Below are 12,096 nucleotides of genomic sequence, written 5' to 3' on the forward strand. Positions count from 1 at the left end.
CTGGTTCGAGGAGGCACCATGACCGCGCAGGACACACCGCCCGACGAACTGACCGCCGTCGCCGACCCGGCGACTCTGCGCCGAAGCGTCGCGGCCGGTGCCGTCGGGGTGTTCGTGCACTGGTTCGACTGGGCCGCCTACGCCTACCTCGCGAGCACCATCGCCTCGGTCTTCTTCCCCGCGGGCGACGACACCGCGGGCCTGCTCGCCGTGTTCGGGGTCTTCGCGGTCTCGTTCGGGATCCGGCCGATCGGCGCGCTCGTGTTCGGGCCGCTCGGCGACCGGATCGGCCGCAAGCGCACGCTGTCCATCGTCATCTTCGTGATGTCCGGCGCCACGCTCGTCATCGGCCTGCTTCCCGGCCACTCCACCCTCGGGATCGCGGCCCCGCTCCTGCTGGTCTTCCTGCGGCTGCTGCAGGGCTTCGCGGCGGGTGGCGAATTCGGCAGCGCGGCGAGCTTCCTCGCCGAGTACGCGCCACGACGCCGCCGCGGCTTCGGCGTGAGCTGGCTCGAAGTCGGTTCCCTGCTGGGATTCCTCGCCGGGTCGTTCGTGTTCCTGCTGCTCTCGGTCGGCCTGTCGGAGGAGCAGCTCGCGTCATGGGGCTGGCGCGTCCCGTTCCTGATCGCCGCCCCGCTGGGCATCATCGGGTTCGTCATCCGCAGCAAGATCGAGGACACCCCCGAGTACCGCGCGCTCGAGGCGACCGACAACGTGCCCCGCAGCCCGGTGCGGGAACTGTTCCGCAACAACAAGAAGCAGCTTCTCCAGGCGGCCGGTCTGATGACCATGATGCACGTGCCGTTCTACGCGGTGCTCACCTACCTGGTCACCTACGAGACCGACTACCTCGGCCACTCCGCCGGCAGCGCCGCGCTGCTGTCCACGGTGATCTCGCTCGTCGGGCTGGTGCTCGTGCCCGCCTTCGGGCGCCTGTCCGACCGCGTCGGCAGGCGCCCGGTCCTGATCGGCGCGGGCATCGCGCTGTTCGTCCTCGCCACCCCGGCGTACCTGCTGATGGGCACGGGCCTGGCGGGAACGTGGATCGGCGGGCTCGTGCTCGGCGTCGTGCTCGCCGCGATCCTGGGCACCTACGCGGTGTGGTCCGCGGAGATCTTCCCGACCCGCACCCGCCAGGGCGGCCTGTCGATCGCGTACAACCTCACCGCCGCCCTGTTCGCGGGCACCGTGCCCTACCTGATGACCGTCCTGATCTCCGCCACCGGAAGCACCCTGGTGCCAGGCCCCTACCTCATGGTGTCCGCGGTGATCGGGCTGATCGCGGCCTTCTCGCTGCGCGAGACCGCGGGAAACCCCTTGTTGCACGAGGAAGACCTGGCCACCGGTGACACCGAGCGCTGACCGGGGCCACCCGGCGTCGCCGTCGGGCAGCGCGGCGCGGCCGACCGGGGTGAGCTGACGGTGGACCGGCACGACGGCCAGTTCCGGACGGCCGCCGGACCCGGCCAGGTGACCCGGGTCCCTCAGACGACGTTGGCGTCGATGAGCTGCTGCCAGATCTCGCCCTGGTCGACGACTTCGACGCCGTGCTTTTCGGCCTTGGTGAGTTTGCTCGCGCCGACGTCGGCGCCGGTGACGAGCAGGTCGGTGCTCGCCGAGACCGACGAAGCGATGGTCGCGCCCGCTTTCTCGCACAGGCGCTGGAAAGTCGGGCGGGGCACCTTCTCCCCGGAGCGCGGGTCGCTGATCGCGCCGGTGACCACGACCGTCTTCCCGGCCAGCGGCGCACCGGCGGCGACCACCGGCGGCAGGTCCTCCTCGCGCACGTCCAGGGAAACCCCGCGCTCGCGCAGCCGTTCCAGTTCGGGCCGCAACCGGGTGAGGTGCTCGATCAGCGAAGCGGCGACCTTCGGCCCGATGTCCTCCACCGCCACCAGCGCCTCCTCCCCCGCGTCGGCGACCTCCTCCAGCGAACCGAATCCCGCCCGGCACAACCGCGCCGCGGTGCCGTCGGAGGCCATCGGGATCGCGAGCCCGATCAGCGCCCGGCGCAGGCCGACCCCGCGGCTGGCGTCGATCGAGTCGATCATGCGCGTGGCCGAGACCTCGCCGATGCGGTCGAACTCCAGCAACCGCTCCCTGTCCAGCCGGTAGAAGTCCGAGGGGTGTTCCAGGATCCCGGCCTCGGCCAGCCGTTCGATCCACACCCCGCCGACGGCGTCGATGTCCGCCGCCGCCCTCGACGCCCAGTGGATCAGCCGCCGCACGGTCTGGGCGGGGCAGGAAACGTTGGTGCAGAACAGCTCGCGGCTGTTGCCCTGCTCGGTCAGCGGCTGCGCGCACGACGGGCAGGTGGCGGGCGGCACGATCTCGGTTTCCGCGCCCGTGCGCTTCGCCGCGTCGAGCACCCCGGCGACGAACGGGATCACGTCGCCCGCGCGGCGGACCAGCACCGTGTCGCCGATGCGGATCCCGCGGGCGCGGATCACCTCCTGGTTGGCCAGCGTCGCGCGGGTGACCGTGGTCCCGCCGACGAACACCGGCTCCAGCCACGCCACCGGGGCGATCTTGCCCGTCTTGCCGACATCCCAGACCACATCGGACAGCACCGTGGTCTTCTCCTCGGCCGCGAACTTGAAGGCCAGTGCGCCACGGGGCGAGCTCGACCGCGTTCCCGCGGCGGCGTACGCGTCGCGGTCGGCCAGCCGCAGCACCGCGCCGTCCAGGTCGTAGTCCAGGTCGTTGCGCCGCCGCTCGATCTCGGAGATCACCTCCTGCGCCGCCTCCGCACCGTCGCAGTGGCGCATGTCGGCGGCGGTGAACCCGAGCGTCCGCAGTGCACCGTCCAGATCGGACTCCGCACTGTCGGGATCGGTGTGCAGGTCGAAGGCGAGGAACTGGAGGCGCCGCTCGGCGACGGTGGCCGGGTCCTTGGCCCGCAGGGTGCCCGCGGCGGCGTTGCGCGGGTTGATCAGCGGCTTGTCCGGGTGCGCGGCGTTGTAGGCGGCGAAGGTGGAGCGCAGCATGACCACCTCGCCCCGCACCTCCACCCGGCCCGGCGCGTCGAGGCGCTCGGGGATCCCGCCGGTCAGCGCCCGCACCAACGGGGTCACGTCGTCACCGGTCGTCCCATCGCCGCGAGTGACCGCGCGCGCCAGCCGCCCGTCCTCGTAGACCACGGCCAGCGACAACCCGTCCAGCTTCGGCATGACCACCACCGACTGGCCGGGAAAGCGGTCGAAGAACGCCACGACCTGCTCGGACTTCGTCGCCTTCTCCAGCGACAGCATCGGGCGCGAGTGCCGGACCGGCGCGTGCAGCACCACCGGCGAGCCCACCTGCTCCAGCGGGTTCGGATCCGGCGCCAGCTCCGGGTTCGCCTCGATCAGCCCGCGCAACTCGTCCTCGACCCCGTCGTACTCGGCGTCGGCCACCTTCGGCGACCCCCGGTAATAGGCGTCGCGCAACGCCACGACCTGATCGGCGAGTTCCTGAATGCGTTCTCCAGCGTCCACGGCACAGCACGCTACCCCTGCCCACCGACACAACACCGACACAACACCGGCACGACGCTCCGCGCGCACCGCGGCCACGCGCCGGGAGTTCCGCCGTGAGCGTAAGTGCGGCCGCGGCGGGCGGGCCGGTGTCAGGATGACGGTATGGCGGACATTCTCCAGTTCCAGCGGAACCACGCCCCGGCGGCGGATCGCGATCAGGAGCCAGTGCCGGAACAGGGCCCGGAACCCCTGTGGCGCGAGGCGCTCGGCCGGAGCCTGCGCGGGATCAGGGAAGAACAAGGCGGGCGCCTCATCGACATCGCGGAGCGGGCCGGTATCTCGCCCCAGTACCTGTCCGAGATCGAACGCGGTCGCAAGGAGCCGTCGAGCGAGATGATCGCCGCGGTCACCGGTGCGCTCGGGATCGGCCTGCCGGACCTGCTCACCGGGATCGCGGGCGAGGTCGGGCGGCACCGTCACCCGCGTCCCGCGCGTCGCCCGGCGGGGCCGCTGCTCATGGCGGCCTGATCCGTCACGGCCGCTGGTCGATGATGGTGTCCGCCAGCCCGTAGCCGACCGCCGCGGCCGCGTCGAACACGCGGTCGCGGTCGGTGTCGTGCCGCAGGTCGGCGATCGCCCGGCCGGTGTGCGCCGAAAGGATCTCCTCCAGCTGGGTGCGGACCCGCACCACCTCGTCGGCCTGCAGGATGAGATCAGGGATGGTGCCGCGGCCCTGCGCCGCGGGCTGGTGCAGCACCACCCTGGTGTGCGGCAGCACGCAGCGGTGCCCCGGCTCCCCCGCCGCCAGCAGCACCGCGCTGGCCGCGACGGCCTGGCCGATGCACGTCGTCGCCACCGGCGCCTTGATGAAGCGCATGGTGTCGTACAGCGCGAGCATCGCCGACGGGTCACCGCCCTCGGAGTTGATGTACAGGTTGATCTGCTGGTCGGGGTCGTCTGACTCCAGGTGCAGGAGCTGGGCGATCAGGGCGTTGGCCACCCCGGAGTCGATCGCGGTGCCCAGGTAGACGATCCGCGACGACAGCAGGTGCGAGTAGACGTCCATGACCCGCTCGCCGCGCGCGTCGCGGGTGATGACGTTGGGAATGGTGTACGTGCTCATGCCGTGGCCGCCGTCCTGGTGCCGAGGCCCAGCCGGTTCGTGCGCACCGGCACCACCTGGTCCAGTGCGTCGACGATGTGGTCGATGAAGCCGTACTCGCGTGCCTGTTCGGCGGTGAACCAGCGGTCGTGCAGCGAGTCGGCGTAGATCCGGTCGACCGGCTGGCCGGTGTCGTCCGCGATGAGCCCCAGCACGGTATCCCTGGTGTGCCGCAGATCGTCGGCCTGCACCTCCACCTCGACCGCCGAGCCGCCGATCCCCGCCGAGCCCTGGTGCATCAGGACGCGGGCGTGCGGGAGTGCGAAGCGCTTCCCCGGCGTGCCGGCGGAAAGCAGGAACTGCCCCGCGCTGCACGCCAGCCCCAGCGTCAGCGTGACCACGTCGCACGGCACGAGCCGCATCACGTCGCGGATGGCCAGCATCGCCGGGACCGAGCCGCCCGGCGAGTGGATCCACAGCGCGATGTCCTTACGGGGGTCATCGCTCGCGAGGGCGAGGAGCTGGGTGGCGAGCACGGTCCCGTTGTCGTCGTCGAGCGCACCGTCGAGCACCAGCACCCGCTGGCTGTAGAACCGTTCCCGGAGCAGGCGGTCGAACAGTGGCTGCTTCTCGTCGTTCGTCATGCCCCGACCATGCCGCCCGCACGGGGCCGTTCGCCGCTTTCTCTGCTGTGAGCGGATCAGCTCTCAGCAGCCTGATCTCTCCACTGTGGACTTCCGGCCGGCAGCGACCGGACGGTGGCCAGGTATTCGGCGGCGAGCGCGCGGACGATCTCGCCGGCGGGAAGCACTTCGTCCACCAGGCCCGCGCTTTGGCCCGCTTCGATCTTGCCGTTGTCGACGTCCCCGTCGAAGGCGGCCATCTTCAGGGTGGACTGCGCGAAGCGGGCCCTGCGGTCCTCCACGCTCGCGCCGTCGCGTTCGAGCTTCGCCATGTCGCGCGTGAAGGCGTTGGGCAGCGCGCGGATGACGCCCAGGTCGCGGCCGACCGGCTGGGCGTCGGTCACCGACGCCGACAGGACCGCCCGCTGGTAGGCGGGATGGACGTTCGCCTCGGCGCTCAGCAGGAACCGGGTGCCGAACTGCGCGGCCCCGGCGCCGAGCGCGAGCGCGGCGGCCAGCCCTGCCCCGTCGGCGAAGCCGCCCGACGCGATGAGCGGCAGGTCCGGTACCGCGCGGGCGACCGCCCTGACGATCACCAGCGTGGAGACCAGGTCAGGGGGCGGGTGCCCGCCGGCCTCGGCGCCGACCACGACCAGGCCGTCGACGCCGGTACCCGCTGCCTTGCGCGCGTGTTCGGTGCTCGCCACGACGTGCAGGCAGACGGTGCCCGCGGCCCGGAACCGGTCGAGGTAGCGCCGAGGCCCTCCCTGCGAGGCGATCAGGACCGGGATCCGCTCGGCCAGTAACAGGTCCATCGCCTCGTCGGCGCCCTTGCGGTAGAGCGGGAGGTTGACCGCGAACGGGCGGTCGGTGCCCGCGCGCAGTGCCCTGACCGCGTCGCGTAGGGCGTCGAGCCGCATCGGCCCGGCGGCGAGCACGCCGAGGCCGCCCGCGCGGGACACCGCCAGCGGCAGCTCCGGCGAGGACGAGGCCCAGGACATCCCGGCCTGCACGATCGGCAGGTCGATGCCGAGCAGCCGCGTGAGGTTCGTGGCGATCGCGGTCATCGGGCGTCCAGGAGCCGCACGGCGTGTTCGGCGAGCTGCTTCTTCTGGACCTTCGCGCTCGCGGTCATCCCGATCCCCTCGAACCCGTCGACGATCCGCAGGTGGCGCGGCACCTTGAACCCGGCCATCTCGCCACGGCACCATTCGAGCAGCTCGCCCGGTGAAAGGTCCGCGCTGTCGTTGAGGACCACGAAGGCGAACGGGACCTCCACGAGCCGTTCGTCCGGCACGCCGACCACCGCGGCCTGGCGGATCGCCGGATGGCGGTGCAGCACCGCCTCGACCTCGGTGGGGGCGACGTTCTCCCCGCCGACCCTGATCAGGTCCTTCGCCCTGCCGGTGAACAGCAGCCGCCCGTCGGCGCGCAGGACGCCGAGGTCGCCGGTGGCCAGCCAGCCGTCGCCGTCGAGGACGGCCGCGGTCTGCTCCGGCATCGCGTAGTAGCCGCGCATCACGTTCCACCCGCGGACCAGGATCTCACCCTGCTCTCCCGGCGCGGCGTCGTTCCCGGTGACGGGATCCCGCAGGCGCACGGAAACACCGGGCTCCGGCGGCATGCTGCCGTCCACCCGCTGGTCCTCGTCCTCCCACCACGCCGACTGGGCGACGTTCGGCGCGGCCTCCGACAACCCGTAGCCGACCACGGCCTCGGTGGCGCCCAGTTCGTCGATCACGCGCCGCACCACCGTCGGCGACGCGGCGAGCCAGGCACCGCGCAGGTGCAGGCGGTACCGGTCGCGGCCGGGGTGGTTGAGCAGCATCAGCGCGATGGTGTCGTTGCCCGCGAAGTGCGTGCACCGCTCGTCGGCGAGCAGCCGCAACGCGGTTTCCGGCACGAACCGCTCCGCGGTGACCAAAGTGGACAGTTGCTGGACGCAGGCCAGTATCGACAGCGTCGTCCCCGCCACGTGGAAGAACGGCCGTCCACTGTAGAACCGGTCGCCCGCGTGCAGGCCGAGCCTGGTGCCGGAGAAGAACGCGTCGGCGCACATGCTCCGGTGCGTGAGCAGCACGCCCTTGGGGAACGAGGTGGTGCCCGAGGTGTACTGGACGAGCGCCACGTCATCGGGGTCGCCGCACGCCTCGACGGGCTCGCCCGCGCCCGCGGTGAACTCCTCCCAGCCGAGTGCTCCCGCGGGTACGTCCGCGCCGATCACCACGACCCGCGCCAGCCGGGGCAGGTTCGGGTCGGGCAGCTCCGCGTCGACCGCGGGGCAGATCTCCCGGAGCATCGCGACGAACTCGGAGCTGAGCACCTTCTCCGCCAGGAACAGCAGCTTGACGTCCGACTGGCGCAGCGCGTACTCGAACTCGGGTGCCTTGAAGCGGGTGTTCACCGGCACGGTCACCGCGCCGAGCGAGGTGATGGCGAGGAACAGCGCGACCCAGCGTGGCCCGTTGCCCAGGCAGAGTCCGATGTGGTCACCGCGCTCGACACCCGCGCAGCGCAGCGCGGAACGCAGCGTCGCCACCTGTCCGGCCAGTTCGGCGTAGGTCACGCGCTCGTGCGCGTTGACGACCGCTTCGAGGTCGGGCACCACGATCGCGGCGCGGCGCAGCGCGGCGTCGGTCGTGAGTGGACAGACACCGGTGAGGTCGAGGTCCACGTCGCTCAGGTCCATTCCGCTCACTCCCCGATCCGGTCCGCGAACTCGGCGACGCCCCGCCGCCACCCGCCGTCGGCGAGGTTCCGCTCGATCGCGGCCATTTCGATGCGGATCCCGGTGCTCAGCGCCATCTCCTCGCCGAGGTCGACCGACTGCTTGGTCAGGCTCAGCGCGAGCGGCGGGGCGGCCACGATCGCCTCGACCGTCTCCGCCACCAGTGTGCCCAGCTCACCGTCCGCCGCAAGCCGGGTCACCAGTCCGAGGCGCGCGGCTTCCTCCGCGCCGAGGACACGGCCGGTGAACAGCAGTTCCTTCGCCCGCCGCTTGCCGATGACCCGCTGCAACCGCTGGGTCGCGCCGATCGTGCCCCAGTGCGGTTCGGGGAAGCGGAAGGTCGCGGCCCCGGAGGCGAGCACGAAGTCACAGCTCATGGCGATCTCGCCGCCGGAGCCGACCACCGGGCCGTCCACCACGGCGAGCACCGGCTTCCCGCAGCGTTCGATCGTCTCGTAGGCGGCGAACGAGGCGAGCCTGCGGCGGCGCACCCAGGTCTCGTCCTTTCCCTTGCGCTCCTTGAGGTCCGCGCCCGCGCAGAAGACCGGGCCGCCGGCCTTGAGCACGACGGCGCGCACGTCGCCGTCGGCGTCGAGGTCGGCGAAGATCTCGCGCAACGCCGTGCACATCGGGAGGTTCAGCGCGTTGCGCGCCTCGGGGCGGTTCAGGGTCACCTCGGCGACCCCGGCGTCCGCGCGCACCAGCACCGGGTCCACTTCAGATCACCTCTTCCTCGCGCAGCGCTTCGATTTCCCGTTCGGACAGCCCGAGGTAGCCGGCCAGCACCGCGCCGGTGTCGGCACCGAGCCGTGGCGGCACGGCGGGTTCCGGGTCTTCGTAGCCGTCAAGGCGCAACGGGGTGCGCAACGCCGGGAAGCGGCCCTCGGCGGGGTGGTCGAAGTGCCCGACCATGCCGCGCGCGACGGTGTTCGGGTCGGCCAGCGCCTCGCGGACGGAGTTGACCTCGCCGACCGGGACCTCGCGCTCGCGCAGTGCACCAGCCAGCTCCGCCCGCGGCCGCTGCGCGAAGGCCGCCCGGAGTGCGCCGAGGACCCGCTCGCGCTGCGCGAGCCGTCCGGTGTTGGCGGCCAGGTCCGGATCGGCCGCGAGCTCGGTGAGGCCGAGCACCTCGCACAGCGGCGCCCAGTGCTGGTCGCTCGCGCTCAGGTGGAGCCAGTGGCCGTCCCGGCACTGGAACGCCGCCGAGGGCACCCGGCCGGGGTGCTGCGTGCCCTGCCGGACGGGGTCCTCGTCGTAGGCGAAGAACCTGGCCGCGGCGAGCGCCAGCAGGCTCACCTGGACGTCCATCATCGCCACGTCCACATGGGAGCCGCGGCCGGAGGCGCCGCGCCCGACGAGCCCGGTGAGGACGGCGATCATCGTCCACAGCCCGGACGCGAGATCGGAGACCGGGATGCCCGCCTTCGCGGGCGGGGTGTCCGGGTGCCCGGTCAGGTGCATGATCCCGGACAGGGCCTGGAAGATCGTGTCGTAGCCCTTGCGGTCGCGGTAGGGGCCATCCTGCCCGAAGCCGGTGTTGGAGACGTAGACCAGCCCGGGGTTCACAGTGGACAGTTCGTGGTAGCCGAGCCCCATCTTGTCCAGCGTGCCGGGGAGGAAGTTCTCGACCACCACGTCGGCCTTGGCCGCGAGATCGCGGGCGATCCCCCTGCCGCGCCCGGACTTCAGGTCGAGCGTGATCGAGCGCTTCCCGCGGTTGAACGCGAAGAAGTACGCGCTCTCGCCCTCGGGAAGGCGGGGCTCCCAGCCGCGGGACTCGTCACCGCGGCCGGGACGCTCCACTTTGAGCACGGTGGCGCCGAGTTCGGCGAGGCACTGGGTGGCCAGCGGGGCGGCCAGCACGCGGGAGAAGTCGAGGACGGTGATACCGGACAGCGGTTTCATCGGCGCTCCCGGAACCCGCGCATGATCACGTTGACGTCGCGGCCCGCCCGCATCGCCTCGGCGTAGGGCAGCTCGGCGACCCGGTGGAACAGGGTCTTCGTCGCGGCCATCGCCAGCGGGCTGGACTCGGCCCACCGGCGGGCGATCCGCAGGCCCTCGTCCAGCAGGTCCCCCGGTCCGGCGACGCGGTTGGCCAGTCCCAGCTCGAGCATCTCCCGCGCGGTCAGCATCCGGCCGAGGCTGATCAGCTCGAAGGCCAGCTTGGGGCCGAGCTGCCGCTGCAGGCCGGTCATCACGACCGCGGGCACGATCGAATGCTTCAGCTCGGGGTACCCGAACCTGACGTCGGTCGCGACCACGGTCATGTCGGCGCCGATCGCCAGGCCGGCGCCCCCGCCGACCGCCGCGCCCCGCACCACGGAAACCACCGGGGTGGACAGCTCGCGCAGCAACGACTGGGTGCGGCTGGTCAGCTCGGCCCGCTCCAGCACGGCGGCCGGGTTGTCCGGCGTCAGGTGCCCGAACTCGGAAAGATCGGCACCCGCGCAGAAACCGCGTCCGCTGCCCGCCAGCACCAGCGCGTGGACCCCCGGGTCGCGGTCGGCTTCGAGCAGTGCGTCGTGCAGCGCGCGAGTGAGCGCCGTGTTCAGCGCGTTGAGCTTTTCGGGGCGGTTGAGCCGCAGCACGCGCACCGCCCCGTCGTCCTCGCTGAGCAGGACCTCAGGCATCGAGTTTCTCCTTCCGGCCCTTGGCCACCATGCTGTAGAGCTCGCGGCCCAGTGCCCGCTCGCAGAGTTCGGACGCCGCCGCGACGCGATCGGCGTCCAGCCCGGTTTCGACGCCCATCGCCTCGAAGAGCGCGACCAGGTCCTCGGTGCAGGCGTTCCCGGTGAGCCCCTGCCCGTAGGCGATCCGGGCGGGATGCCCGCCGACGCCGCCGAAGGCCGTGTCGAAGTGGCGGCAGCCCGCGTCCAGCGCGGCCACGCAGTTGGCGAGCGCGGTCCCCCGGGTGTTGTGCATGTGCGCCACCACCGGGATCTCGACCCCGGCCAGGCCGATCCGCCGGTAGAGGTCGGCGACGGTCCTGGGGGTGGCGGCGCCGACGGTGTCGCCGAGGGTGATCAGGCCCGCGCCGAGCTCGGCGAACCGGACGATGTCGGCGACGACCGAGCCGGGGTCGACCGCGCCCTCGAAAGGGCAGCCGAACGCGACCGACACGACGCCGACCAGGGTGAACCTCCCTCGCGCCAGCCGGGCCATCTCCGCGACGTTCTCCCACTGGGCGGCACGGGTGGTGCGCAGGTTGCGCTCGGTGTGCGCTTCGGTCGCCGAGACCAGGAAGCTCAGTTCCTCGGCCCCGCGACCGGCGTCGAGGTCGGCGATCGCGCGGTGCACGGCCCTCGGGTTGGGGCAGGTCGCCTTGTACGCGACGCCTTCGGCACGGGGAAGCCCGGCGAGCACGTCGGAGGCGTCGGCGAACGCGGGAACGTGGCGCGGGTGGCTGTAGCTCGTGGCCTCGACGCGGCGGAACCCCGCCGCGGTGAACGCGGCGAGCAGCCCGAGCTTGGTCTCCGTCGGCACGAACCCGGTCTCGTGCTGCAACCCGTCGCGGGCGAAGCACTCGCAGATCGTCACGCGGTCTGCCATCGATCACCTCCTGGGGATCAGTCACCCCAGGACTACCGGAATAGTGTTGATAAAGTCAACACTTAGAGAGACTGCTGACTCTCCAACGCCTTCGCGAGCTTGCCCAGCTTGTCCAGCGCCGAGTCCAGCGCTTCGCGCTCGGCGGGGGTCAGACAGACCAGGAACGCGTCGTTGCGCTCGTTCGCCGCCTCGATCAGCCCCTGGTAGACCGATTTCCCCTTGCGGCTCAGCGACAGCCGGGTGCTGCGTCCGGCACCGGACTCGCGGACCAGCAGCCCGCGTTCGTCCAGTTTGGTCACCACCCTGCTCATCTGCGCCTTGTCGAGGCCAGCGCGCGCGGCGAGCTTGTTCAGCGTGAGCGCCGGATCCTCGCCCAGCAGTGCCAGCGTCCGCCACTCGCCGAGGCTGACGTCGAAGTCGCGGCGGTACCGGGTCGACGCGCTGCGCGAGATCGCGTTGGCGACCCGGTGCATCCGGTACGACAGCAGCTCTGAGATGGGAAGCAGCGTGCTCATCCCGTGATTCTAGGCCACCGGCCGCACCGGCGATCCCAGCACCGGTGTTGACATTAACAACAGACGGACTGAGACTCGGGTCCGGCACCGGACGTGCCATCCCACCGAGCACGGAGTG

General features: G+C 71.8%; 12 protein-coding genes. 2 read left to right on the top strand and 10 right to left on the bottom strand.

The annotated features are described in order from the left end of the window. Positions 1–18 precede the first annotated feature (18 nt). Positions 19–1,362: an MFS transporter gene (locus ABD256_RS14365; protein ID WP_344417801.1), complete on the top strand. Its 1,344-nt coding sequence runs from the start codon at positions 19–21 to the stop codon at positions 1,360–1,362. 122 nt (positions 1,363–1,484) lie between these two features. Here the strand turns inward: ABD256_RS14365 and ligA are convergent, their stop codons facing one another. Continuing rightward, positions 1,485–3,476, bottom strand: coding sequence for an NAD-dependent DNA ligase LigA (gene ligA / locus ABD256_RS14370; RefSeq protein WP_344417803.1), 1,992 nt, complete (start codon positions 3,474–3,476; stop codon positions 1,485–1,487). A 144-nt stretch (positions 3,477–3,620) separates the two neighbouring features. Here ligA and ABD256_RS14375 point away from each other — a divergent pair, with 144 nt between their 5' ends. After that, a complete protein-coding gene (locus tag ABD256_RS14375) occupies positions 3,621–3,986 on the top strand; it encodes a helix-turn-helix domain-containing protein (protein WP_344417805.1) in 366 nt (121 codons plus the stop codon). A gap of 4 nt (positions 3,987–3,990) precedes the next feature. On the opposite strand, the gene ABD256_RS14380 is transcribed toward ABD256_RS14375, so the two are convergent. The 9 genes from ABD256_RS14380 to ABD256_RS14420 all read right to left on the bottom strand — a co-directional run bounded on the left by ABD256_RS14380 (position 3,991) and on the right by ABD256_RS14420 (position 11,978). Then, positions 3,991–4,581 carry a ClpP family protease gene (locus tag ABD256_RS14380; RefSeq protein WP_344417807.1) on the bottom strand — a complete coding sequence of 197 codons (591 nt, stop codon included), beginning with the start codon at positions 4,579–4,581 and terminating at the stop codon, positions 3,991–3,993. Beyond that, positions 4,578–5,204: a ClpP family protease gene (locus tag ABD256_RS14385; protein WP_344417809.1), complete on the bottom strand. Its 627-nt coding sequence runs from the start codon at positions 5,202–5,204 to the stop codon at positions 4,578–4,580. Before ABD256_RS14385 ends, ABD256_RS14380 begins: the two co-directional genes overlap by 4 nt. Before the next feature lie 56 nt (positions 5,205–5,260). Next, positions 5,261–6,250: an NAD(P)H-dependent flavin oxidoreductase gene (locus tag ABD256_RS14390; protein WP_344417811.1), complete on the bottom strand. Its 990-nt coding sequence runs from the start codon at positions 6,248–6,250 to the stop codon at positions 5,261–5,263. Further along, entirely contained in the window at positions 6,247–7,872 is a 1,626-nt protein-coding gene (locus ABD256_RS14395) for an AMP-binding protein (RefSeq protein WP_344417813.1), read from the bottom strand. The genes ABD256_RS14390 and ABD256_RS14395 overlap by 4 nt, the downstream gene beginning before the upstream one ends. Positions 7,873–7,877: 5 nt before the next feature. Then, positions 7,878–8,627 carry an enoyl-CoA hydratase/isomerase family protein gene (locus ABD256_RS14400; protein ID WP_344417815.1) on the bottom strand — a complete coding sequence of 250 codons (750 nt, stop codon included), beginning with the start codon at positions 8,625–8,627 and terminating at the stop codon, positions 7,878–7,880. 1 nt (position 8,628) lies between these two features. Then, positions 8,629–9,816 carry a CaiB/BaiF CoA transferase family protein gene (locus tag ABD256_RS14405; protein WP_344417817.1) on the bottom strand — a complete coding sequence of 396 codons (1,188 nt, stop codon included), beginning with the start codon at positions 9,814–9,816 and terminating at the stop codon, positions 8,629–8,631. Next, complete coding sequence (locus tag ABD256_RS14410) at positions 9,813–10,544, bottom strand: enoyl-CoA hydratase/isomerase family protein (RefSeq protein WP_344417819.1); 732 nt, start codon at positions 10,542–10,544, stop codon at positions 9,813–9,815. Before ABD256_RS14410 ends, ABD256_RS14405 begins: the two co-directional genes overlap by 4 nt. Then, positions 10,537–11,463, bottom strand: coding sequence for a hydroxymethylglutaryl-CoA lyase (locus tag ABD256_RS14415; protein ID WP_344417821.1), 927 nt, complete (start codon positions 11,461–11,463; stop codon positions 10,537–10,539). The genes ABD256_RS14410 and ABD256_RS14415 overlap by 8 nt, the downstream gene beginning before the upstream one ends. A gap of 62 nt (positions 11,464–11,525) precedes the next feature. After that, on the bottom strand, positions 11,526–11,978 hold the full coding sequence (locus tag ABD256_RS14420; protein ID WP_344417823.1) for a MarR family winged helix-turn-helix transcriptional regulator: 453 nt from the start codon (positions 11,976–11,978) through the stop codon (positions 11,526–11,528). Positions 11,979–12,096: the final 118 nt, after the last annotated feature.

Source organism: Amycolatopsis minnesotensis (assembly GCF_039529815.1).
GTDB lineage: Bacteria > Actinomycetota > Actinomycetes > Mycobacteriales > Pseudonocardiaceae > Amycolatopsis > Amycolatopsis minnesotensis.